This window comes from Mesorhizobium sp. RIZ17 (genome assembly GCF_051127865.1).
GTDB classification, from domain to species: Bacteria; Pseudomonadota; Alphaproteobacteria; order Rhizobiales; family Rhizobiaceae; genus Mesorhizobium; species Mesorhizobium humile.
This window is the reverse complement of sequence record NZ_CP147861.1, coordinates 6,384,408-6,405,149: the sequence shown is the minus strand read 5'-3', so window position 1 is coordinate 6,405,149 and position 20,742 is coordinate 6,384,408. Positions and strand designations below refer to the sequence as shown.

25 protein-coding genes are annotated in these 20,742 nt (G+C 63.1%); 9 read left to right on the top strand and 16 right to left on the bottom strand.

Annotated elements, in window-relative coordinates; translation table 11 throughout:
* From WDX12_RS31275 to WDX12_RS31255, 5 genes are all read right to left on the bottom strand, one after another.
* Positions 1 to 492: a GNAT family N-acetyltransferase gene (locus tag WDX12_RS31275; protein ID WP_434723210.1), complete on the bottom strand. Its 492-nt coding sequence runs from the start codon at positions 490 to 492 to the stop codon at positions 1 to 3.
* A complete protein-coding gene (locus WDX12_RS31270) occupies positions 489 to 779 on the bottom strand; it encodes a DUF1778 domain-containing protein (RefSeq protein WP_434723209.1) in 291 nt (96 codons plus the stop codon). Before WDX12_RS31270 ends, WDX12_RS31275 begins: the two co-directional genes overlap by 4 nt.
* Positions 780 to 842: 63 nt before the next feature.
* Entirely contained in the window at positions 843 to 1,781 is a 939-nt protein-coding gene (locus tag WDX12_RS31265; RefSeq protein ID WP_263482302.1) for a GlxA family transcriptional regulator, read from the bottom strand.
* Positions 1,782 to 2,118: 337 nt separating this feature from the next.
* Positions 2,119 to 2,253: a hypothetical protein gene (locus tag WDX12_RS31260; protein WP_112099240.1), complete on the bottom strand. Its 135-nt coding sequence runs from the start codon at positions 2,251 to 2,253 to the stop codon at positions 2,119 to 2,121.
* 350 nt (positions 2,254 to 2,603) lie between these two features.
* Entirely contained in the window at positions 2,604 to 2,789 is a 186-nt protein-coding gene (locus WDX12_RS31255; RefSeq protein ID WP_320295307.1) for a hypothetical protein, read from the bottom strand.
* Between the two features lie 220 nt (positions 2,790 to 3,009).
* Here WDX12_RS31255 and WDX12_RS31250 point away from each other — a divergent pair, with 220 nt between their 5' ends.
* Positions 3,010 to 3,909, top strand: coding sequence for a LysR substrate-binding domain-containing protein (locus WDX12_RS31250; protein ID WP_040981895.1), 900 nt, complete (start codon positions 3,010 to 3,012; stop codon positions 3,907 to 3,909).
* 1 nt (position 3,910) lies between these two features.
* Here WDX12_RS31250 and WDX12_RS31245 read toward each other — a convergent pair whose 3' ends face one another.
* Positions 3,911 to 4,873, bottom strand: a complete 963-nt coding sequence (locus WDX12_RS31245; RefSeq protein ID WP_434723208.1) for an alpha/beta hydrolase — start codon at positions 4,871 to 4,873, stop codon at positions 3,911 to 3,913.
* Positions 4,874 to 5,161: 288 nt separating this feature from the next.
* Positions 5,162 to 5,347: a hypothetical protein gene (locus WDX12_RS31240; protein WP_095765549.1), complete on the bottom strand. Its 186-nt coding sequence runs from the start codon at positions 5,345 to 5,347 to the stop codon at positions 5,162 to 5,164.
* Between the two features lie 294 nt (positions 5,348 to 5,641).
* On the opposite strand from WDX12_RS31240, the gene WDX12_RS31235 reads away from it, so the two are divergent.
* Positions 5,642 to 6,664, top strand: coding sequence for an acyltransferase family protein (locus WDX12_RS31235; protein ID WP_434723207.1), 1,023 nt, complete (start codon positions 5,642 to 5,644; stop codon positions 6,662 to 6,664).
* Between the two features lie 10 nt (positions 6,665 to 6,674).
* Here WDX12_RS31235 and WDX12_RS31230 read toward each other — a convergent pair whose 3' ends face one another.
* The gene (locus tag WDX12_RS31230) at positions 6,675 to 8,744 is read right to left on the bottom strand and encodes an ASKHA domain-containing protein (protein ID WP_320295310.1); all 2,070 of its coding nucleotides are present in this window, start codon (positions 8,742 to 8,744) and stop codon (positions 6,675 to 6,677) included.
* An 89-nt stretch (positions 8,745 to 8,833) separates the two neighbouring features.
* On the opposite strand from WDX12_RS31230, the gene WDX12_RS31225 reads away from it, so the two are divergent.
* Positions 8,834 to 9,070 (top strand): hypothetical protein, encoded by a 237-nt coding sequence (locus WDX12_RS31225; protein ID WP_434723206.1) that lies wholly within the window; start codon positions 8,834 to 8,836, stop codon positions 9,068 to 9,070.
* A 79-nt stretch (positions 9,071 to 9,149) separates the two neighbouring features.
* Here the strand turns inward: WDX12_RS31225 and WDX12_RS31220 are convergent, their stop codons facing one another.
* The 6 genes from WDX12_RS31220 to WDX12_RS31195 form a co-directional block, all read right to left on the bottom strand.
* Positions 9,150 to 10,124 carry a methyltetrahydrofolate cobalamin methyltransferase gene (locus WDX12_RS31220; RefSeq protein ID WP_320295312.1) on the bottom strand — a complete coding sequence of 325 codons (975 nt, stop codon included), beginning with the start codon at positions 10,122 to 10,124 and terminating at the stop codon, positions 9,150 to 9,152.
* 142 nt (positions 10,125 to 10,266) lie between these two features.
* Positions 10,267 to 11,358 carry a methylenetetrahydrofolate reductase gene (locus tag WDX12_RS31215; protein ID WP_320295313.1) on the bottom strand — a complete coding sequence of 364 codons (1,092 nt, stop codon included), beginning with the start codon at positions 11,356 to 11,358 and terminating at the stop codon, positions 10,267 to 10,269.
* Positions 11,355 to 11,945 (bottom strand): methylenetetrahydrofolate reductase C-terminal domain-containing protein, encoded by a 591-nt coding sequence (locus tag WDX12_RS31210; RefSeq protein WP_320295314.1) that lies wholly within the window; start codon positions 11,943 to 11,945, stop codon positions 11,355 to 11,357. The genes WDX12_RS31215 and WDX12_RS31210 overlap by 4 nt, the downstream gene beginning before the upstream one ends.
* On the bottom strand, positions 11,938 to 12,240 hold the full coding sequence (locus WDX12_RS31205) for a virulence factor (protein WP_320295315.1): 303 nt from the start codon (positions 12,238 to 12,240) through the stop codon (positions 11,938 to 11,940). The genes WDX12_RS31210 and WDX12_RS31205 overlap by 8 nt, the downstream gene beginning before the upstream one ends.
* Before the next feature lie 134 nt (positions 12,241 to 12,374).
* Positions 12,375 to 13,157 carry a formyl transferase gene (locus tag WDX12_RS31200; protein ID WP_434723205.1) on the bottom strand — a complete coding sequence of 261 codons (783 nt, stop codon included), beginning with the start codon at positions 13,155 to 13,157 and terminating at the stop codon, positions 12,375 to 12,377.
* Between the two features lie 93 nt (positions 13,158 to 13,250).
* Entirely contained in the window at positions 13,251 to 13,826 is a 576-nt protein-coding gene (locus WDX12_RS31195; RefSeq protein WP_434723204.1) for a DUF4893 domain-containing protein, read from the bottom strand.
* 128 nt (positions 13,827 to 13,954) lie between these two features.
* On the opposite strand from WDX12_RS31195, the gene WDX12_RS31190 reads away from it, so the two are divergent.
* Positions 13,955 to 14,866 carry an NAD-dependent epimerase/dehydratase family protein gene (locus WDX12_RS31190; RefSeq protein ID WP_434723203.1) on the top strand — a complete coding sequence of 304 codons (912 nt, stop codon included), beginning with the start codon at positions 13,955 to 13,957 and terminating at the stop codon, positions 14,864 to 14,866.
* 12 nt (positions 14,867 to 14,878) lie between these two features.
* Here the strand turns inward: WDX12_RS31190 and WDX12_RS31185 are convergent, their stop codons facing one another.
* Positions 14,879 to 15,511, bottom strand: coding sequence for a DUF1638 domain-containing protein (locus WDX12_RS31185; RefSeq protein ID WP_434723202.1), 633 nt, complete (start codon positions 15,509 to 15,511; stop codon positions 14,879 to 14,881).
* 53 nt (positions 15,512 to 15,564) lie between these two features.
* On the opposite strand from WDX12_RS31185, the gene WDX12_RS31180 reads away from it, so the two are divergent.
* The gene (locus WDX12_RS31180) at positions 15,565 to 15,699 is read left to right on the top strand and encodes an entericidin A/B family lipoprotein (RefSeq protein ID WP_041003961.1); all 135 of its coding nucleotides are present in this window, start codon (positions 15,565 to 15,567) and stop codon (positions 15,697 to 15,699) included.
* 85 nt (positions 15,700 to 15,784) lie between these two features.
* Here the strand turns inward: WDX12_RS31180 and WDX12_RS31175 are convergent, their stop codons facing one another.
* Positions 15,785 to 16,483 carry a corrinoid protein gene (locus tag WDX12_RS31175; protein ID WP_320295320.1) on the bottom strand — a complete coding sequence of 233 codons (699 nt, stop codon included), beginning with the start codon at positions 16,481 to 16,483 and terminating at the stop codon, positions 15,785 to 15,787.
* A gap of 270 nt (positions 16,484 to 16,753) precedes the next feature.
* Here WDX12_RS31175 and WDX12_RS31170 point away from each other — a divergent pair, with 270 nt between their 5' ends.
* The 4 genes from WDX12_RS31170 to WDX12_RS31155 all read left to right on the top strand — a co-directional run bounded on the left by WDX12_RS31170 (position 16,754) and on the right by WDX12_RS31155 (position 20,741).
* Positions 16,754 to 18,328 (top strand): trimethylamine methyltransferase family protein, encoded by a 1,575-nt coding sequence (locus WDX12_RS31170; RefSeq protein ID WP_320295321.1) that lies wholly within the window; start codon positions 16,754 to 16,756, stop codon positions 18,326 to 18,328.
* 89 nt (positions 18,329 to 18,417) lie between these two features.
* On the top strand, positions 18,418 to 19,107 hold the full coding sequence (locus WDX12_RS31165; protein WP_320295322.1) for a 4Fe-4S dicluster domain-containing protein: 690 nt from the start codon (positions 18,418 to 18,420) through the stop codon (positions 19,105 to 19,107).
* A gap of 103 nt (positions 19,108 to 19,210) precedes the next feature.
* Positions 19,211 to 19,942 (top strand): dienelactone hydrolase family protein, encoded by a 732-nt coding sequence (locus WDX12_RS31160; protein ID WP_320295323.1) that lies wholly within the window; start codon positions 19,211 to 19,213, stop codon positions 19,940 to 19,942.
* Between the two features lie 238 nt (positions 19,943 to 20,180).
* Positions 20,181 to 20,741, top strand: a complete 561-nt coding sequence (locus WDX12_RS31155) for an RNA polymerase sigma factor (protein WP_434723201.1) — start codon at positions 20,181 to 20,183, stop codon at positions 20,739 to 20,741.
* Position 20,742: the final 1 nt, after the last annotated feature.

Here is a 20,742-nt window from a genome sequence, read left to right as displayed (position 1 = left end):
TTAAAGACTCCTCAGGTCCTTAATAAGCACGTAGAGGTGCAGGGGATCTGTCGGCGACTGGATGAATCCGTAGCGTTCGTAGAAGGCCCGAGCGCTGTCGTCCTTGGCATGCACTGTCATGGCCCGGATGCCCGCTATGTCAGCTGCCTGCAAGCTGCGCAGAATCGCATCGCGCAACAGCCCTGCACCGACACCTCTGCCCTGCCAGTCCAGGCTGACGGCGAGTCGCGCCAGCAACATTATCGGCACTGGATAACGGGCGAGGCCCTTTTTCAAACGCTCGGGTGCATCGTCATAGGCGACTTCGCCGACGACCAGCGTATAAAAGCCGATTACGTCCTCACTGGAGAGGCCAATATAGGTCTGCGACGCGTTGGCTTGCTGGTTCTGAAATGCATACCGGGTGAGAAAGCGGTTTAGTGGTTGTTCGCCGCAATCGAACTTCTCAACCGCGTGGCTGCGGGCCAGCTTCTCGATACGGAACTGGCTCACGCCGGACTACGGCTGGAAAAGATGCTCGGTTCGCTCAGTAGGCGCTTGAGGCGCGGAAGGTCTCGCGTCGGAGCGTCAAGGGCAGAGATGAAGGCAGCCCATTTTTCTGCATCAAGGTGGAAAGTACGCCGGTCCGCCAATGTTTCTTCGGCCCGCCCCAGCGCACTTTCAAGGACGAAGTCACTGAGCGAGCGGCGTTCGGCCGCGGCCGCGGTAGCAAGAATGCGCTTCGCCTCCGCAGTAAGGCGTAGATCCAGCTTTTCAGATCGATTTGTTCTGGTTGTCATGGCCACCTCCTCCTATAGAGGTATCATGCTCGCCAGACAATGTCATGACATTTCCGAAATTGGTCAGGCAGCCAAGAGCTGCTTGCGGTCGACGCGCTCCTGCTGCGGCGAACGGGCATAGAGCTCGCGGTAGCATTTGGAGAAATGCGAGGCGGAGACGAAACCGCAGGCGACCGCCACTTCGACCACCGGCAGCGACGACTGGATGAGCAGGTGCCTGGCGCGGTCGAGCCGGATCTCCAAATAGTAACGGGCGGGCGAGCGGCCCATCTCGGTGCGGAACAGGCGTTCGATTTGCCGGCGCGACAGATCGACATGGTCGGCGATCTCGATCAGCGACAGCGGCTCGGCAAGGTTGGCCTCCATCAACTCGATGATGGTCAGCACCTTGGAATTCTGCACGCCGAGGCGGGCGCGCAGCGGCAGGCGCTGGCGGTCGGTCGGGCTGCGCACGCGGTCGGTCAGTACCTGCTCGCAGACGCGGTTGACGAGGCTCTCGTCAAAATCGTCGCCGATCAGCTTCAGCATCATGTCGAGCGCGGCGGTGCCGCCGGCACAGGTGTAGACGTTCTGATCGACCTCGAAGAGGTCGGCAAAGACATTGGCCTTCGGGAATGCCTCGGAGAAGCCCGGCAGGTTCTCCCAATGGATGGCGCAGCGCTTGTTGGACAAGAGGCCGGCTGCGGCCAGGATATGCGCGCCGGTGCACAGGCCGCCGACGGCGACGCCGCGATTATACTCCTCGCGCAGCCAGGCGAAGGCCGACTTGTTGTGGTAGCGCTCGACATTAATGCCGCTGCAAACGATCGCCATGTTCGGCCGATCCGGCCCGGCCATCTTCTTGCGCTCTTCCTCGAGCGAGGTGTTGACGGCGCATTCGACGCCGTTCGAAGCGCGCACCGGCTTGCCGTCTATGCTGGCCAGCCGCCAACGATAGGCTTCATAGCCGAGCATCCGGTTGGCCGAGCGCAGCGGATCGAGCGCCGTCGCGAAGGCGATCATGGTGAAATCGGGAATGAGGAAGAATACAAACGATCTCTTGATCGCATGCTTTACGGCATTCACGGGGAAACCTCACGCAGCCATGACGCGAACAGGATGTCGCGAACAGCATAGCGACAACAGGAAAAACCATTCCTGTCAATCGGGTAGACGGCTAAGTGAAGATTAAATTTGCGACACGGGTCGCAAATGGGCAATTCGTGCAACCACAGCACGTCGCTGCATGGGCGACGAGAGCCGGCGCATCAGGCGTTTTGTCGTTTCGCGACGGTTGCTCTCAATGAAAACGCCGCCTCGGCGGAGCCGGGCGGCGTCGAATTCAGCATGTCGGATCGTCTCAGGCAATGAAGCCGAGACGGGCAGCGGCCACGGCGCCGGTCTGGCCAGGCATGGTCTTGGCGAGGCGCTGACGCTCCAAAGCGGTCGTCAGGTTCATTTCGCGGCGGGCGAACAGGCGGGCAAAGAGCTTCATCATCATCTCCATTTGGTTGCTCAGACGGGTCGCCTTCGCTTAAGGAGTGGGGCAGCTCGTTTGCTGACGCTCATATAGGCTCGCTTCAGCAAAAACTAAATCGCAAATACGAAGCGCTTGATATGAAAAGCGACATGGTTTGCGACATTTTTGGGCAGCTTGCCCAAGATTTCCCATTATTTACAGGGCTTTAATCGGCTTGTTAACCCGCTATGCGGGTGGTTCATATGCGTCATGCAGCTGCCGCATGGCTGCAAAAGTCGTTTGAATGCAAATAAAAAAGACCCGAGACAAACAAAAAGGCCTGCCGAACTGAGGCGGCAGGCCTTCAGAACTCCATACACACGTGATTACTTCGCTCCGGCCCAGCTTCCGACACCGAAGCGCAAGCCGGTCTTGGCATCGGCGGCTTCCGGCCAGCCGATATCCTTCTGCAGTTCGAACGGCAGCGCATGGATGGCGCGTTCGGTCTGGTAGCGGGCGCGGGCCGCGCTGAATTCGGTCGCAAGCCGACCGATGGACGACAGGATAGACATTTCTTTCTCCTCGATGCGGGCAGGGAGGCGCCCGTCATTTGCGTTAAGTCAGGTCTGTTTCAGCTTCATTTCATGTCGATTGCAGGACTGCGTCAGGGTCGTTTCATGGCTGCTTTTGGCAGCATCCTGCATCGATCGAGTTGACTATGCGCCTGGAGTGATGTTCAATCAAACGAAATGGAATGATGGATTGCATCAGAAAAATTGAAGGCAAGATGCCATGAACGCCCCGCTCAATCATCCTTTGCCGTTGCTTGATCTCGACGTGCTGCGCACTTTCGTGGCGATTGCCGAGACGGGCAGCTTCACCACCGCCGCCAACGCTGTGTTCCGCACGCCGTCGGCCGTCTCCATGCAGATCAAGAAGCTGGAGGACATCCTCGGCCGTTCCGTCTTCGCGCGCGACGCGCGCTCGGTAACGCTGACCACGGATGGCGAAATGCTGCTCGGCTATGCGCGCCGGCTGTTGTCGATCAACCGCGAAGTGGTGTCGAAGTTCATCATCCCCGACATTGTCGGCGTGGTGCGGCTCGGCTCCCCGGATGATTATGGCGAGCGCGTGCTGCCGCACGTGCTGAAGCGTTTTGCTCAGTCGCACCCGTCGATCGCCGTCGACGTCACGATCGACCAGAGCATCAATCTGCGCCGCCGCATGGACGACCGTGCGCTCGACATCACGCTGCTCACCAATTCCTACAAGACCAGCGCGATCGGCGCCGAGGTGCTCTTGACCGAGCCGATCGTGTGGGCGGGCGCCAAGGGCGGCTGCGCGCATCTGCGCGAGCCGCTGCCGGTGTCGCTGTGGGAAGAAGGTTGCGCATGGCGGGCAGGGGCCCTGGAAGCGCTTGGCCGCGAGGGCCGCAACTACCGCATCGCCTATATGAGCGCCCACACGGCCGGCCAGCGCGCCGCCATCATGGCGGATCTTGCGGTGGCGCCGCTGCCGAAGTCGTTCCTCGGCGACGAGATGGTCTCGCTGGGCGCCAAGGACGGCATGCCGGAGATCGGCACCTACAATCTCGCCATGGTGGTGGCGCCGGACGCCAGCGCGCCGGTGAAGGCCGTCGCCGACCATATCCGCGCGACGTTCGAGCTGTTCCGCGAAACCGGCAAGTTTTGAGTTATTCAGCGGCGGGTGCCGGGCGGCCCGCGAAAGCCGCCTTAGTCCTGCGTCGCGCCCGAACCCTGCGCGGTGCCGGGCTTGCAAGAAAGTTGACGATGCTGTCGCGCGCGCGGCGCGCCTCCGGCATCTCGATCAGCGGCCAGACGTGGAACATGCCCTCCTCATAGACGACGTCGACCTCGACGCCGGCGGCGCGCGCGCGTTCGGCGAAGATCAGGTTGTCAGGGCTGAGCAGATCGCGCGAGCCGGTGAGCAGCAGCGTCTTCGGCAGCACCGAGAGATCGCCGTAAAGTGGGCTGATGCGCCAGTCGGAACGGTCGATGCCGGCGCTGTAGAGGCGGATCGCTTCCAGTCCGCCGGGGATGCCCAGCCAGGGATCGTTGCGCTCGGCCTCGAACACTTCCGGATTGGACAGCGACATGTCGAGGCCGGGCGAGATCAGCACGTGACGCGATGGCGAAGGCAGGCCTTCCTCGGCCGCCATCATGGTCAGCACGACGGCCATGTTGCCGCCGGCGGAATCGCCCATGAAGACGATGTCCTCGGCGTCGGTGTCTTCGAGCATGCGCCGGTAGACGTCGCCGACCATGCCGAACATGTCATGGAAATCATGCTCGGGCGCGATGGGATAGATCGGCACGGTGATGCCGAAACCGAGACGCTCGGCCATCTCGCCGATCAGCCCCCAGTGGTAGGACGTGATCTGAAAAACATAGGCGCCGCCATGCATGTAAAGGATGCGCCGGCTTTCGCCCGTTCTCGGGGCGATCTCGTAGACGGGAAAGCCGTCCACGTCGGTCTCGGTGATGTCCAGCCGCCCCTTAAGCAAGGCAGGCGGATGATAGTCCTCGGTCTTGCGGGCGTAGGCGATCCAGCGCTGCAGGTTCTCGGGACTGGAAAACGCCTTCTTGCGGCTGTGCCGCAGAACGAATGAAACGAGATGGCTTTTCAAACTGGGCATACGGATACACGGATCTAGGCGGAGCCGACTAAGAGAATTCCCCCGTTATCCGAACATTGTATGTCAGTTAAAAATTTCAAGGTTTCGCCGCTGGCACATTGGCGTGATCCGATGGTGCCAGTTTCTTGTTTGAGCAATTCCGGACGGAAAACCGCGTCACACTTTTCCTGGAATTGCTCTAGCGCCGCTTCAGTAGCAGCGCCGCGCGCAATTTGTTGTCGCCGGTCGCCAAGGCCGCGTCGCGGCCCCGGCGCTTGCCGAGCAGTTTGCATTTGTCGGCGAAGGTCATCAGCGCGGCGTGCCCAGAAGCAGCGCATGAAGGGCTGCCTGCGGATCGCTCGGCGGCGAAGCCGGCCAGCCGATATCCTTCTGGACATGCGCCGGCAGGCTGTTCAGCGCGCGGATCGCCTTGTTCCTGGCATGAGCCTGCCTGATGGTCACGCCGAAGCGGCTGAGGTTATCGTACATCGACATTTTCATCTCCCTTGAAGAGCAGCGGCGGCCGAGGGTTATCCGTAGCCGCCGTTCGATGCCGGTTAAATCGCTTACACATGTATCGGATCGATTTCGCGAAAACCGCGTTTCGGTTTCAGGATCGCGCGAATCCGGAAACATTTGCATACAAATGAATTGAGCCGGCGGGCATTCCGGCTTCCATCCCGATAGAGGCTATCCGCGGGTTGACAGCAACGGACTGCTGCATTGTTATTGTGCAATGCGATATCGACTGCATGCACTGCAGCGTAGCTCGATTGGGACCCGAGCATCGTGACCAGCATCCACAGTATTCAATATCTGCGGGGCCTCGCCGCATGCGCGGTGGTGTGCTTCCATGTCAGCGAACAGTTCGGCGGCCCGTTCAACGTCGGAGCAGCCGGCGTCGACGTCTTCTTCGTCATCAGCGGCTTCATCATGTGGGTGACGACGGCCGGCAAGCCGGCGGACCCCTGGCGTTTCATGAGGCGCCGGATCACCCGCATCGTGCCGCTCTACTGGATCGTCACGCTGCTGACCGCGGCTGGCATCCTGATCAAGCCGCAGTTCTTCTATGGCCATTTCTTCAGCGTGGCGAATTTCGTCGGCTCGCTGTTCTTCCTGCCGGTCCTGCAGGAGGGGGCGCCGCATCCCATCGTCATACAGGGTTGGACGCTTTGCTATGAGATGATGTTCTATGTCGTCTTCACCCTGGCCCTGTTCCTAGGGGAGCGCTGGCGGTTCGGCGTTCTCGTGGGCGCCCTTGTTGCCGTCGTCGCGCTGCATTTCGTCCTGCCCGCGGGATACGCACGCGCCTTCACCGATCCGGTCGTGCTCGAGTTCGCGGCCGGCGTCGTCGTGGGGCACTTGTGGCTCCAGGGCGCCAGGCTCCCGCTCGGGGTGACGCTGGCGATGGTTGGCGTGGGATTTCTGCTTCTTGCGGCCAGTCCGCTGTTCGACGCGGGCATGGCTCGCGCGTTGTACTGGGGGCTTCCGGCCACGCTCATCGTGGCGGGCGCGGTTTTTGCCGAGCGGGCGCGACCGTTCAAGCCCGCTTCCTTGCCCAGCTTTCTCGGCGATGCGTCCTATTCGATCTACCTATGGCATGTCGTGGTCGGTGTCCTGGCGACGGGTGTCGTCCTGAGGGCCGGCCTCCCGGCGGTCTTGCAGCCAGCAACGATCCTGGTCGTCACGCTCGCGTTCTCGGCGGCGCTCTATCTGGTGGTCGAAAAGCCGTTGAACGGGCGGCTGCACCCGCAACGTGCCAAGGGCGCCGTCAAGGCAAGCAAGGTCGCGGCCGCAGGGGCCGCGGAATGATGTCGCAAAATTAGTCGCGGCCGCGCCGTGCCGCGCGCTCCTCGCGCGAGCGCCGGCGCGGCGTGGCGTCGCCGGCGGTGCCGTCCTCGCTCATCGCCTTGCGCGGCGGCAGCTTCACCGCCGCCGCCAGCTTCGGGAACGGATCGACCTTGTTCGGCAACGCCATGGCGTAGACGAAGTGCTCCTGGAATTTCGGTTCCAGCGCCGTCTCGATCTTCTCGATTCGGCTCACCGTCTCCTCGATCTCGCGCCGATAACCACGATTGAGCAGCGCCATGCGCGCGCCGGCGCCGGCGGCGTTGCCGACCGCCGAGACCTTGTCCAAGTCGCAATCCGGGATCAGGCCGAGCACCATGGCGTATTTCGGATCGATGAAGGAGCCGAAGGCGCCGGCGAAATGGATACGGTCGACATGGTCGGTGTGCTGCTTTTCCATCAGCAGCTTGGTGCCGGCATAAAGCGCCGCCTTGGCAAGCTGGATGGCGCGCACGTCGTTTTGGGTGATCGTGATCTTCGGCTCGCCCTCCTTCAGCACATAGGAGAAGGTGCGGCCGTTCGCCACGATGCGCGGCGAGCGCATGCCGAGCGAGCCGTCGACGACGCCGTCTTCGGAAATGATACCGGCGAGATACATCTCGGCCACCACCTCGATGATGCCGGAGCCGCAGATGCCGGTGACGCCAGTCGCCTGCACGCTGTCGATGAAGCCCGGTTCGTCGGACCACAGTTCCGAGCCGATGACGCGGTATTTCGGTTCCAGCGTGTCCGGATCGATGCGCACGCGCTCGATGGCGCCGGGCGCGGCGCGCTGACCGCCGGAGATTTCCGCGCCTTCGAAGGCCGGGCCGGTGGGCGAGGAGGCGGCGACGACGCGCGTCGAGTTGCCGAGCACGATTTCAGCATTGGTGCCGACGTCGACGATCAGCATCATCTCGTCCTGGCGATGCGGGCCTTCCGACAAGGTGACGGCGGCCGCGTCGGCGCCGACATGGCCGGCAATGCAGGGCAGCATGTAAAGACGCGCACCCTGGTTCAGCTTCAAGCCGATATCGGAGGCCTTGATGCGCACCGCGCCGGAGACGGCCAGCGCGAAGGGCGCGCCGCCGAGCTCGGTCGGATCGATGCCGAGGAACAAATGGTGCATGATCGGATTACCGACGAAGACGGAATCCAAAATGTCGGCGCGCTGGACATTGCCTTCGGCGCAGACCTTGTCGACGAGGCCGGAAACCGCCTCGCGCACGGCAACCGTCATGCCCTCGCGGCCGTCCGGATTCATCATCACATAGGAGACGCGGCTCATCAGATCCTCGCCGAAGCGGATCTGCGGATTGGAGGTGCCGGAGGACGCGGCGACGCGGCCCGACAGCAGCGACACCAAATGCATGGCAATGGTGGTCGAACCGATGTCGCAGGCGAGGCCGTATGCCTCGTTCTTAAGGCCGGGCCACAGCGCGATGACGCGCGCGATGTCGCTGTCGGCATCCTTGTGGATGGCGGCGGTCGCGGCCCAGTTGCCCTTGCGCAGGATGCCCTGCACCTGCGGCATGAGATAGAAGTCGAATTCGAGGTTCTTGAGGCCCCAATCCTTCATCAGGGCGATCTTGAGCCGGTCGAGGTCGCCGAGCGGCTTGTGCATGTCGGGCTCTTCGATCTCGACATAGCACATGCGGATCGCCGTATCGCGGGCGATCACCCTGGTGTCGGCGTCCTTGCGGATGGTCTGGGCGTTGATGACCGTGTCCTGCGGCACGTCGATGACGAGGTCGCCGAGGATCTGCGCAGAGCAGGAGAGGCGACGCCGCTCAGGCAGGCCGCGCACGCGCTCGTAACGCTCTTCCTTGGCGCCCTTGGGCGAGATGTGGTCGTTGGACGAGACGATCTTGTGCTTGGCGAAATTGCCTTCCTGCACTTCGATCTGGCAGCGCCCGCAAGTGGCGCGGCCGCCGCACACGCTTTCGACATAGACGCCGAGCTGGCGCGCGGCATCGAGCACCGGCGTTCCAACGGGAAACCGGCCGCGCTTGCCCGACGGCATGAACAGCACAAGCGGATCGGTGATGTTGGGGGGAGGATTCATGCTGGCACGTGTCTCGATGGCAATTGCAAATGCCGTTTAACGGATCGTTTTACTGTTGGGTGGAGAGTCTGCTGGTCCAGGGGCCAACCATGTCGGATCTCTCCGCCGTCTTCACCGCGTTCACCATGGTGCGCGTGATCAAGGGCTCGTGGCTGCGCAATCCGCAATACCTTGCCACCGGGATTCTCGGCGCGATCGTCGGAGCTCTGGTGCTGCACGCATACTGGCCCGCCTATGACGATGATTTCATCGTCGGCGGCGTGACGGGCATTTTTGGATCCTGGGCGGGAATGGCGCTGTTCGACGCCATATTGGGCATGGCCTGAACGCAAAGCAGAGCTGTCCGACCGCATCCACGATGCGATCGGATCAGCCTTGTTTGCGGTGCGGCTCACGATTGCGCGCTTATCCCCTGGCCATGCGGGCTTCACGGCCGCCGCGGCGGCGTCCGCCATTGGCCCCGCCTTCGCCCGGCGCGTTGACCGCGGTCGGAGCCGCGACGGCCTGGCCGCCTTCGGCCGGTTTGTAGTCCTTGTAGGTGCGGATCCAGTTGGTGCAGTTCTCGTCGGTGCCGTTCAGCACATTGGCGCCGCGCACGGCTTCCATTTCCTGCGGACGGACCGGGTTCATGATTGCCGAGGTCATGCCGGCGCCGATCACCATCGGGATGAAGGCGGCGTTGATGCCGTGGCGGTGCGGCAGGCCGAAGGAGATGTTGGAGAGGCCGCAAGTGGTGTTGACCTTGAGCTCCTCGCGCAGCCGGCGCAGCAGCGCGAACACCTGGCGTCCGGCATCGCCCAGCGCGCCGATCGGCATCACCAGCGGGTCGACGACGACGTCATGCGCGGGAATGCCGAAATCGGCGCAGCGCTGGACGATCTTCTTGGCGACGGCGAAACGGACGTCCGGATCCATCGAAATGCCGGTCTCGTCGTTGGAGATGGCGACGACCGGGACATTGTACTTCTTGACGAGCGGCAGGATGGCCTCGAGCTTCTCTTCTTCGCCGGTGACGGAGTTGACCAGCGGGCGGCCCTTGGCGACCCTCAGTCCAGCCTCGATCGCGGCGCTGACGGAAGAGTCGATCGACAGCGGCAGATCGACCAGTCCCTGCACGATCTCCAGCGTCTGAACCAGCAGGCCCGGCTCCGTCTCATTCGGGTTGACCGAGGTGACGCCGGCATTGACGTCGAGCATGGTGGCGCCGCAGGCGGCCTGTTCCAGCGCGTCCTTGATGACGGTCTCGAAGTTGCCGGCCACCATTTCGGCGGCGAGCTTCTTGCGGCCGGTCGGGTTGATGCGTTCGCCGATCACGCAGAAGGGCTGATCGAAGCCGATGACGATTTCTCGGGTCGCCGAGGCGACGATGGTGCGGGTCATGCGATCTCTCCGTCGGGATATAAAGAGTTCTTTATATCGTTATCTGATTTGGTTCAAGCGGATGGGTGCAGGCAGCGCCTTAGACTCTAAGTAAATGTATGACGTTGTCCCAAAACCGGTTCCCACTTCTGGGCGACATACATCAATGCGCGGTCTTCACCATGTCCACCTGGGTTTCGGTAATCTCGTCGTGCAGTATGTGGTCGAGCCGCTCGGCAACGATCTGGTCGTCGCGGCGGATCTCCCGTTGCCAGGGCTGGCGGCCTTTCAGCACGCCGGATTCATCGACGATCTCGGCGACATACTCCTCCTGGCGGTAGGCCATCACGTGGATGCCGGCGACGCCCGGAATTTCCTTCACCTCGTTGATGATGTCGATGCAGAGCTGCTTGCCTTCCTTCTTCTGGTCCTGCGCGCCTTCCAGCCGCTTGATCACCGCATCGGGGATGTGGATGCCGGGCACGTTGGAGCGGATCCATTTCGCCGTCTTGGCGGAGGCGAGCGGACCGACACCGCAGAGCAGGAAGAGCTTTTCGGTATGGCCGAGGTCGCGGGCCTTCTGCATGAAGGTTTTGAACATCGGCACATCGAAACAGTACTGCGTCTGCGCGAACTGGGCGCCGGCAGCGATCTTTTTGCCGAGATGGATCGGGCGGAAGTCGTAAGGCGGCGCGAAAGGATTGACCGCGCAGCCGAGGAAGACCTGAGGCGGCGTCGTCAGCTTGCGGCCGGACAGGAACTTGCCGTTGTCGCGCATGATGCGGATGGTTTCGAGCAGCGACATGGAATCGAGGTCGAAGACTGGCTTGGCACCCGGCTGGTCGCCGGCCTGGACGCCGTCGCCGGTGAGGCACAGCATGTTGGCGACGCCCATCGCGGCGCCGCCCAGCACGTCGCCCTGGATGGCGATGCGGTTCTTGTCGCGGCAGGCGATCTGCATGATCGGCGCGTAGCCCATGCGGGTGAGCAGCGCGCAGATGCCGACCGAGGACATGTGGCAGTTGGCGCCCGAGGCGTCGACCGCGTTGATGGCGTCGACCCAGCCGTCGAAGATCTTGGCCCGGTTGTAGACGTCTTCGGGATCGGCGCTGTCGGGCGGGTTGAGCTCGGTCGTCACCGCGAATTCGCCGCGGCGCAGCACGCGCTCCAGCCGGCCACGCGACGTGTGGCCGGGGAGGGGATCGAGCGGCAAATGGATGCCGGCCGGATTCTCGTCGAGCTGGCGGGCGTTCATGCCGAAGCTCCGGGGTTCTGGGCCGTTTCACGCGCGGCGGCGGACTGCGCGGTCACCCGCAGCCACGCCGAGGTTTCGCGCAGCGACTGGTCGACCGGCTTCTGCACGGTCAGGATCTTGTCGCCATGCACCATGTTGCGCGAACCTTCCCAGGCCTTGACCCAGACGCAAGGCATGTCCGGCTCGACCTCGCAATTGCCGTTGGCGCGCACGCCGCCGCACGGGCCGTTGCGCAACTGCTTGGGGCAGTTCATCGGGCATGACATGCCGGTGGAGGAAAGCACGCACTGGCCGCACATGCGGCAGTCGAACATGAAGCCCTTGACGCGCTTCTCGACAAACTTCACCGGGGCTTCGACGCGGCCGTAGCCGATGCCTTTCCACAGCGGATGCAGAAGCAGGAAGACGTCGGCGAACCTGCTGTAGAACCATTCCAGCAGTCGCGAATGGCGGATGGACCACAGTCTTACGGCAAACGTGCGCTGGACGCGCCGCTGCGGAGACACGTCGGCAGGCTTGTAGTCGGATTTCGGCGCCGCCTTCTTGACCAGAGTGGCCTGAGTGACCGTCGGCTGCTTCTCAGACATTTTCTTTCCCGCCAGCCTTGACCAGAGCGACCAGCCGCTCGCGGTCATATTTCGCGTCGAGTTCCTGGAAAGCCTTTTCGACCTCGGCCTCGATGTCGTCGCCGACCGGGACCGGCTCGGCCTTGCGCCATTCGGCCAGATAGTCGTCGGTGCCGCCGGCGCCGGTGCGCATGGCGCACATGTCGATCGCCTCGGTGAAGCGCAGCGGCAGCTCGCGCTTGGCGTTCTGCCGGCCTTTCTTGACGATGACCTGGGCGGGGATGTCGCGCCAATAGACGACGATCAGATCGGCCATGAAACTCTTGCTCCTTGATGATGCGAGCATTGCCGCAAGCGCCATGAGGCCGCTTGTTATGGGACGACGCGCGCGCCTTCAAAAGCGACGCTGCCGATGACGCAAAGCGAATGCTGAAATCTGTGGCCGGCTGACTACCAGACGCGCTTGGTCAGGCCCGTCCAGAGATAGAACCAGATCGTCGGGTGATACCACTGCTTCGACGGCAGGCCGGGATCGATTGTTTCCAGCCTGCCGGCCAGTGCATTGCCGACCGCCTCGACGCAGATATCGCGCGAAAACGCGGCCTGCCGCAGCGCGTAGCTGGCGATGGTGTCGCCCGTCTTGGGCTTGCCGCGCGCCTGCTTGAGCACGCCGCCGGTGTCGACGCCGGCATCGACGAGATGCACGGTGGTGCCGAAATTCCCCTGATCGCCGGAGGCCAGCGCCCAGTAGCCGCCATTCATGCCGCGATATTTCGGCGCGATGCCGGCATGGTAGTTGAGGACCGGGCAAGGCATTCTTGCCAGCGTATCCTTCGACAGCAGCCTGCAGCCGGCAAGCAGCACCACGCCAGGGTTGATCCTGGCGACCGCGTCGAGACATTGCGGCCCGTTGGCTGAAGGCACATGGATGATCGTCTGGCCTTGCCGCGGCTCGGTATCGAGCTTCTCCTCGGCGATCAGTCGCTCGGCATGGCCGGCCAGGAAGCGCTTACCGAGCCTCGTCAGCACCATGGTGCCGAGCTGGCCGATCGCCGAGACCCAGCCCTGGCGCCGCGCGCGGCCGCGCAGCAAACGTTTTTTGGATTCAGGGGATTCCAGAATGACGCTGACAGGGCCGACGCGATCGGCAAGCGCGTTGACGATGGCCCAGATATGCGGGCCACCTTCGGTGACGACCACGACCGGTCGCGTATTCGATTCCGACGCCGCCATGGCCAGCACCCGCTCCAAAACGGGCGCATGCTATGCGGGGCGGGTTAATCCTTGGTGTGCCGAAGGCGTTTCAGCCGGCGTCGAAGGTCCGGTTCAGCGCTTGAATTCCATGATGTCGAGCTTCGATTCGTAATAGGGCGCGGGGAATTCGATGCGCCATTCGGTGGCGCTGTTGCGGAAGGCGTAGCCGACCTGGTCGCTTTCGGGGCCGCTGCCATAGGACTTGGCCTTGTCGTCATTGACCGAGAACGAGCCGAGATAGATGGCGCGCTTGTCGCCGTCGTCGAAGAAGCGGCCGGCGGTGCGTTGCGAGCCGCTGATCTTGGCAAGCCGCCAGCCGGAGCCGTCGTCGGTCACCTTGCATTTGAACCAGCCATAGATGACGAGCGGGCTGATGCCGCCCGCCTTGATGGTGCGGCACTTCCAGCTGCCGGTGAGGTCCTTGTCGGAGAAGGCGACGAGCGGTTTGGCGAGCAGTTCATCCAGTTGCTTGACCTCCGACGGATTGCCGGCCTTTGCCTCATCGAGGGCCGCCTTGCGCGTTTCGCCATACTTATCCAGCCGCGCCTTGTCGGCAGCGGTGATCAGCTTCTGCACTTCGCCGTCGGCATGGGCGGGCAAGGTGAGGGCGATGAGGCCGAGGGCGGCAAGAAGCAGGCGAGAGGTCATGAAATCTTGTTTCCTCAATCAATGGCGGGAACAAACTTCTTTCTATCACTGGCGCACAACTTACCGGTTCGCGATCGTCTGTCATCCATGCTTAACAACAGCAGCTTGGAAAAATGGTGGTTCGATCGATGCGGATCTTGCTCACGGGATCGTCCGGCTGGTTGGGAAACGCGCTCGGGCCAAGGCTCGAAGCGCTCGGCCATGAAATCATCGGCCTTGATCCGGTTGCCTCGGCGCGCACGCAGGTCGTCGGCTCGATCGCGGATCGCGATCTTGTCCTGAAGACTGTCCGCGAGCACAGCATCGAGGCCATCATTCACAGCGGCGCGCTGCATAAGCCGAATATCGAGCATCATGAGAATACAGCCTTCGTGGCGACGAAGGTGCAAGGCACGCTCAATCTGCTCGATGCGGCCATCGAATATGGCGTCCAGCGCTTCGTCTTCACCTCGACGACGTCGCTCATGATCTCGCAGGCGATCCGCGCCGGTTTTCAGGGTGGTGCGCGCAAGGCGGCCTGGCTGACGGAGGAGATGTCGCCGGAGCCGCGCAACATCTATGGCGTAACCAAGCTTTCAGCCGAGCATCTCTGCCGCCTCTACCATATCGAGCACGGACTGCCGGTGGTGGTGCTGCGCACGGCACGCTTCTTTCCCGAGGCGGACGACATGGCGCACGCGATCGAGCAATCGGACGCCAACACCAAGGCCAACGAATTGCTGTTCCGGCGGCTGACGGTGGAGGACGCGGCGGAAGCCCATGTGGCGGCGTTGGAGAAGGCTCCGAGCCTGGGTTTCGACGTCTTCATCGTCTCGGCGCCGACGCCGTTCAAACCGGAGGATTGCGCCGAGCTGATCACCGACGCGCCGGCGATCGTCGCGCGCTATTTCCCGGATTATCCCCGGCTCTATGCGAGGAAGGGCTGGACGATGTTCTCCTCGATCGACCGCGTCTACGATCCGACGCGGGCGAGGGAGAAGCTGGGCTTCGTTTTCAGGACGAGTTTTGCCGATGTGCTTGCCGCGCTGGACGAGGCGTGAAAACCGATCTTCTCAGGCAGCGCCCTGTGCCGCCCGCGCCAGTTCCACGGTCAGGTCGCCATAGCCGGTCGAGCGGCGCTCATAGGCGAGGCCGAGCATGGCCGCTGCCTTCTCGGCGACCTTGTCGAGCTCCGGATCGTCGGTCTGGGCGAGGTAGATCAGCTTCTCGTAGTTGCCGAAATAGTCCTTGATCAGCTCGGGATGCCTGTCGAGGCCGAGCGGCTTGATGAAGAAGGCCTCGAACTGGCGGCAGAGGAAGTCGGTCATGTAGAACGACATCATGTCGCCGTCGGCGACGTTCGCGTAGGCGTCCATGCCCTGGTAGAAGGCAAAGCAATGCGGCCCGGCCATGCGCTCGACGCCGTGCTTCTCGATGACGCGGTCGAGCAGGCCGCCCGTGCCGCAATCGGCATAGCCGACGAAGATGTGCCGGTAGCCTTCGGTCTTGGCCTTTTCGATCGCCTTGTCCATCGCCGGCGCGATGCGGTCCGGATAGAAGTGGAACTCGGCCGGCAGGCAGGTCAGCTCGAGATGGTCGAGCTTTAGCTGTTGCTTGACGGCCAAAACTTCGCGCGCAATCATCCCGCAGGCGATGACGAGCAGCCTGTCTGTTTGATTCGGTTCCGTTTTTTGCGTCTTGACCAAGTCGGGCCGGCTTTCGCTGCGGGGCTTAATATCTGTCGAGGGAGACACCGTCCATGAAACTGCTACGCATCGCGCCGATCGCCATCCTGGCCTGCGCGCTTGCACTCACCGCCTGCGCCAACACCATCCGGGGCGTCGGCAAGGACGTCAAATCGACGGCTAGGGCGGTCAAAGACACGGTCAACTGATCAGCAGCCTCATCCATCATCTGGGAACAAAAAAGCCGCGCTGCAAGGCGCGGCTTTTCTTGTCGATCCATCCTAATGCCTTGGGTCAGGCGGAAGCGCGAACGTTGTGTTTGCGCTTCATGTAGTCCTTGGCGGTCTCGACGGCCACCGCCGCGTCGCGGCAATAGGCATCGGCGCCGACGGCCTTGCCGAATTCCTCGTTGAGCGGCGCGCCGCCGACCAGGACGACATAATCGTCGCGGATGCCCTTTTCCTTCATCGTATCGATGACCACCTTCATGTAAGGCATGGTGGTGGTGAGCAGCGCCGACATGCCGATGATGTCGGGCTGGTGCTGCTCGATCGCGTCGAGATATTTCTCGACCGCATTGTTGATGCCGAGGTCGATGACGTCGAAGCCGGCGCCTTCCATCATCATGCCGACAAGGTTCTTGCCGATGTCGTGGATGTCGCCCTTGACGGTGCCGATCACCATCTTGCCCTGCTTCGGCGCGCCGGTGGCGGCGAGCAGCGGGCGCAGTATGAACATGCCGGCCTTCATCGCGTTGGCGGACAATAGCACTTCGGGAACGAACAGGATGCCGTCGCGGAAATCCTCACCGACGATGCGCATGCCTTCGACCAGCGCCTCGGTCAGCACCTTGTAAGGCGCCCAGCCGCGCTCGAGCAGGATTCGTGTACCTTCCTCGATCTCTTCCTTCAGACCATCATAGAGGTCGTCATGCATCTGCTGCACGAGTTCCTCGTCGGAAAGCTCGGAAAGGATGATCTCGTCGTCGGACATTTTTCTCGGGCTCCTTGCTGCTCGGAATGACTGCGGCAGCCTAAAAATCGATGCGCCAATACCTAACCCGCGAGGGCAAGCTAGCCATAGCTGATTTGCGACTTCCCGCAAAAGGAAAGCGACTGAAAAATTGGCGCTTTTCTTGTCGATTTTGCGACAGGCGTTGGCGCTGGCTGGCCGTTTCCAATAGGGTGCATGGCTACGATCCGGCAAGAAGCGGCGACGATGGGCCGCTCCAGCCAATTCAGGCCAGTTATAGGAAGAACGATCATGAGCGATAACGCGGCAGTCGAGCAGGAAGCGTCGGGCGGACGGCGCGGACGCGGCGCCAGCGGCGGCGCTGCGGCGCGCCGGGCGGCCCGTTCGGGCGGCGGTCCGGGCACGCAGCTCACCTACATCAAGCGCAAGATCAACGTCTATGAGGTCCTCAACGAGGAAGGCCTGGCGCTGATCGAGAAGAACACCGACACGGTGCTTGAAGAAATCGGCATCATCTTCCGCGACGACGCCGAGGCGCTGGCGCTGTGGAAGGAAGCAGGCGCCGACGTCAAAGGCGAGCGCGTGCACTTCCCCAAGGGCCTCTGCCGCTCGCTCTTGAAGACCGCGCCCTCGATCTACACCCAGCATGCGCGCAACCCGGAGCGCTCGGTTCAGATCGGCGGCAACGCGACCGTATTCGCACCGGTCTACGGCCCGCCCTTCGTGCGTGACCTCGACGGCAACCGCCGCTACGCGACGATCGAGGATTTCCAGAATTTCGTGAAGCTCGCCTATATGGCGCCGTCGATCCACCATTCGGGCGGCACGGTGTGCGAGCCGGTCGACGTGCCGGTCAACAAGCGCCACCTCGACATGATCTACAGCCACATCCGTTATTCCGACAAACCGTTCATGGGCTCGGTGACCGCGCCGGAGCGGGCCGAGGACACGGTGGCGATGGCCAAGCTCGTGTTCGGCGACGACTTCGTCGAGAACAATACGGTGCTGACCAGCCTGATCAACGCCAACTCGCCGATGGTGTTCGACGAGACCATGCTCGGCGCGCTGAAGGTCTATTCGCGCCACAACCAGGCCTGCATCGTCACGCCCTTCATCCTGGCCGGCGCGATGAGCCCGGTGACGGTCGCCGGCACGCTGACGCAGGTGCTGGCCGAGGTGCTCGCCGGCGCCTCGTTCACGCAGCTGATCAGGCCCGGCGCGCCGGTGCTGTTCGGCACCTTCGCCTCGTCGATCTCGATGCAGTCCGGCGCGCCGACCTTCGGCACGCCGGAGCCGTCGCTGGTCTCCTACGGCGCCGCGCAGCTCGCGCGCCGGCTCGGCCTGCCGTTCCGCACCGGCGGCTCGCTCTGCGCCTCGAAGGTTCCGGACGCGCAGGCGGCTTACGAGAGCGCCAACACGCTCAACTCGACGATCCTTGCCGGCACCAATTTCGTGCTGCATTCGGCCGGCTGGCTCGAGGGCGGTCTCGCCTCCTGCTACGAGAAATTCATGATGGATATCGACCAGCTCGGCATGCAGCAGAAGTTTGCCGAGGGCGTCGACCTGTCGGAAAACGGCCAGGCGATGGACGCGATCCGCCAGGTCGGTCCGGGCAGCCACTATCTCGGCTGCGATCACACGCAGGCGAATTTCCAGACGGCCTTCTACCGCTCCAACATCGCCGACAACAATTCCTACGAGCAGTGGCTGGCCGAAGGCGAGAAGACCGCGCCGCAGCGCGCCAACGAGCTCGCTCGCCGCTGGCTGGAAAGCTACGAGGCGCCGCATCTCGATCCGGCCATCGACGAGGCGCTGAAGGACTTCATCGCCAAGAAGAAGGGCTCGATGGCCGACGCCTTCACGTGAAAGGAGCCCGAGTCAGGCCGGGCTAAAGTCGCCAACATCATTCACAAGGAAGTCTGGCGGAGCGCGTTCTCCGACCCGGACCGGAAGGGATGACCTTTTCCCGCGGCGCGGTCGAGGAGATTGCGGCCGCGCTCGCGGCCAGCGGTCTGATCCTTCGCGGCGGTTTCAGCTTTGGCGACGATCAGGTTGCACCGGCCGGACCCTCCGGCGCCCCGGCCAAATCGGTGCTGCTGGTCGGGCAGGCGGGCGCGGCGCCTTGGCCGCATTTTCAGCGTTGGCTGGGACAGCAGGCGAGGGACATCGCCAATCCGCTCGACACCTGGTCGCGCGAGGTGATCGGCGCGGTCGCGCAAGGCCGTGGCGCTCGCGCGGTATCGCCTTCCGACCGGCCTTATCTGCCGTTCCAGCAATGGGCGATGAGGGCGGAAGGGCTGAAGCCGTCACCGCTCGGCATCCTCATGCATCCCACATACGGGCTCTGGCATGCCTATCGCGGCGCCTTGCTGTTCGAGGATGAGATTCCGCTACCCGATGCTCACGTGGCCATTCATCTTTGCGACATATGTGTCGAAAAACCCTGCCTGAAATCCTGTCCGGTCGACGCCTATTCCGGGCAGGGCTTTGCCCATGAAGCCTGTCTCGGCCATGTTCGAGGCCCCCGTGGCGAGCCGTGCCGAAGCGGTGGCTGCCTCGACCGCAACGCCTGCCCTTTTGGTACAGACTATCGCTATCCGCCGGAGGTGCAGGCTTTTCACATGGCGGCTTTCGCGCGGCTCTAAGGGGCCGGGCGGCCGCACGAAATCTTGAACAGCCTGGTCTGGGAATGGCTTGCCGGGACGGTGCTCGCCGATATCTAACGCGCGACAGGCAACGGAGAGCATCATGACCGGAAAGCAGATCGAGTTCGAGACCAGGGACGGCAAGGCAAAGGCGGGACTTTTTCGATCGTCCGGCAAGGCCAGGGCGGGCGTCATCCTCTATATGGACGCCTTCGGGCCGCGTCCGGCGCTCGACGAGATGGCTGAACGGCTTGCCGGCGACGGGTATGCGGTGCTGGTGCCCGACCTCTTCTATCGCAACGCGCCCTACGGTCCGTTCGACGCCAAGACCGCCTTCACGGTGGAGGAAACCAAGACCAAGTTGATGGCGCTGGTGACCGGAACGACGCAGGAGATGACCATCCGCGACAATGCCGGCTTCCTCGATGCGCTCGCGGCCGAAGGCATTGAGGGACCGGTCGGTGTCGTCGGCTATTGCATGGGCGGAGCGCGGGCGCTGAACGCGGCGGCGACCAATCCCGACCGCATCGTCGCCGCGGCGAGCTTCCACGGCGGCAATCTGGCAAGCGATGCGGCCGACAGCCCGCACCGCAAGGCGGCTTCGATCAAGGCGCGCGTCTATGTCGGGGTCGCCGGCGTCGACCGCAGCTTCCCGCCGGAACAGTCGGCGCGGCTGGCGGAGGCCTTGCGGGTGGCCGAGGTCGACCACGTCATCGAGAATTATGTCGGCGTCGGCCATGGCTGGTGCGTCAAGGACCACAGCGTTTATGACGAGACGGGCGCCGAGCGGCATTGGAAGCGGCTGACCACGTTCTTCAAAGAAACATTGGGTTAGCCGTCTCCCCGCCGATCATGGAGAGAGCACCGTGTGGCGCGAGCCTTCGAACGTTCGCGCTGCCCCTCATCCGCCCTTCGGGCGTTCGTCGTTCGAAAAGCCAAGCAATTGGCTTTTCGTCCGCTACGCGGACCACTCCTCACTCCCCGCGAGCGGGGAGAAGGAAAAGGCGCTGCCGCAGAAAAATCTTTTCATCGCCCCAAGGATTGGCCATTAGCCTTCGTCCAACAGACAAATGATGGCGATGATGCTGGACGACAGCGAAGCCTCCGATGCCGAATTGATCGCGCGGGCGAGGGGCGGAGACAGGGGGGCTTTCGGCAAACTGCTCGAAAGGCACTATGGCTTCGTCTATCGCGCCGCCTATCGCTGGTGCGGCAGGAAAGCCGATGCCGAGGACATCGCCCAGGACGTCTGCGTGCGGCTCGGCCGCGCGATCCGCGACTATCAGGGCAGCGGCGCCTTCACGACATGGCTCTATGCCATGACGCTGAACGCGGCGCGCGACATGATGCGCAAGCGTGCCCGCGACACTGCCAAGACCGATGCCTTCGGCGCCTATGCGTCGATTGGCGGCGAAGCGCAGGCGCAGGCCGACGATCCGGCCGAGGCGCTGTGGACGGCGGTGCGGATGCTGCCCGACAAGCAACGCGACGCGGTGCTGCTTGTCTATGGCGAAGGCCTCAACCACGCCGCGGCGGCGGAGGTGATGGCGATCTCGGAGACGACGGTTTCCTGGCACATCCATGAAGCGAAGAAACGGCTGAAAGTGCTGATGCGCTCAGCCGGGGAAGTGTGAC

What these genes read in the sequence shown, in the direction of transcription:
- WDX12_RS31240 (WP_095765549.1), bottom strand. Translation starts at nt 5,347, where the DNA reads ATGTCGATGTACGATAACCTCAGCCGCTTCGGCGTGACCATCAGGCAG.
- WDX12_RS31265 (WP_263482302.1), bottom strand. Translation starts at nt 1,781, where the DNA reads ATGATCGCCTTCGCGACGGCGCTCGATCCGCTGCGCTCGGCCAACCGG.
- WDX12_RS31155 (WP_434723201.1), top strand. Translation starts at nt 20,181, where the DNA reads ATGGCGATGATGCTGGACGACAGCGAAGCCTCCGATGCCGAATTGATC.
- WDX12_RS31190 (WP_434723203.1), top strand. Translation starts at nt 13,955, where the DNA reads ATGCGGATCTTGCTCACGGGATCGTCCGGCTGGTTGGGAAACGCGCTC.
- WDX12_RS31245 (WP_434723208.1), bottom strand. Translation starts at nt 4,873, where the DNA reads ATGCCCAGTTTGAAAAGCCATCTCGTTTCATTCGTTCTGCGGCACAGC.
- WDX12_RS31175 (WP_320295320.1), bottom strand. Translation starts at nt 16,483, where the DNA reads ATGTCCGACGACGAGATCATCCTTTCCGAGCTTTCCGACGAGGAACTC.
- WDX12_RS31165 (WP_320295322.1), top strand. Translation starts at nt 18,418, where the DNA reads ATGACCTTTTCCCGCGGCGCGGTCGAGGAGATTGCGGCCGCGCTCGCG.
- WDX12_RS31160 (WP_320295323.1), top strand. Translation starts at nt 19,211, where the DNA reads ATGACCGGAAAGCAGATCGAGTTCGAGACCAGGGACGGCAAGGCAAAG.
- WDX12_RS31200 (WP_434723205.1), bottom strand. Translation starts at nt 13,157, where the DNA reads ATGGCGGCGTCGGAATCGAATACGCGACCGGTCGTGGTCGTCACCGAA.
- WDX12_RS31195 (WP_434723204.1), bottom strand. Translation starts at nt 13,826, where the DNA reads ATGACCTCTCGCCTGCTTCTTGCCGCCCTCGGCCTCATCGCCCTCACC.
- WDX12_RS31250 (WP_040981895.1), top strand. Translation starts at nt 3,010, where the DNA reads ATGAACGCCCCGCTCAATCATCCTTTGCCGTTGCTTGATCTCGACGTG.
- WDX12_RS31270 (WP_434723209.1), bottom strand. Translation starts at nt 779, where the DNA reads ATGACAACCAGAACAAATCGATCTGAAAAGCTGGATCTACGCCTTACT.
- WDX12_RS31210 (WP_320295314.1), bottom strand. Translation starts at nt 11,945, where the DNA reads ATGTCTGAGAAGCAGCCGACGGTCACTCAGGCCACTCTGGTCAAGAAG.
- WDX12_RS31180 (WP_041003961.1), top strand. Translation starts at nt 15,565, where the DNA reads ATGAAACTGCTACGCATCGCGCCGATCGCCATCCTGGCCTGCGCGCTT.
- WDX12_RS31225 (WP_434723206.1), top strand. Translation starts at nt 8,834, where the DNA reads ATGTCGGATCTCTCCGCCGTCTTCACCGCGTTCACCATGGTGCGCGTG.
- WDX12_RS31220 (WP_320295312.1), bottom strand. Translation starts at nt 10,124, where the DNA reads ATGACCCGCACCATCGTCGCCTCGGCGACCCGAGAAATCGTCATCGGC.
- WDX12_RS31215 (WP_320295313.1), bottom strand. Translation starts at nt 11,358, where the DNA reads ATGAACGCCCGCCAGCTCGACGAGAATCCGGCCGGCATCCATTTGCCG.
- WDX12_RS31260 (WP_112099240.1), bottom strand. Translation starts at nt 2,253, where the DNA reads ATGAAGCTCTTTGCCCGCCTGTTCGCCCGCCGCGAAATGAACCTGACG.
- WDX12_RS31170 (WP_320295321.1), top strand. Translation starts at nt 16,754, where the DNA reads ATGAGCGATAACGCGGCAGTCGAGCAGGAAGCGTCGGGCGGACGGCGC.
- WDX12_RS31230 (WP_320295310.1), bottom strand. Translation starts at nt 8,744, where the DNA reads ATGAATCCTCCCCCCAACATCACCGATCCGCTTGTGCTGTTCATGCCG.
- WDX12_RS31205 (WP_320295315.1), bottom strand. Translation starts at nt 12,240, where the DNA reads ATGGCCGATCTGATCGTCGTCTATTGGCGCGACATCCCCGCCCAGGTC.
- WDX12_RS31255 (WP_320295307.1), bottom strand. Translation starts at nt 2,789, where the DNA reads ATGTCTATCCTGTCGTCCATCGGTCGGCTTGCGACCGAATTCAGCGCG.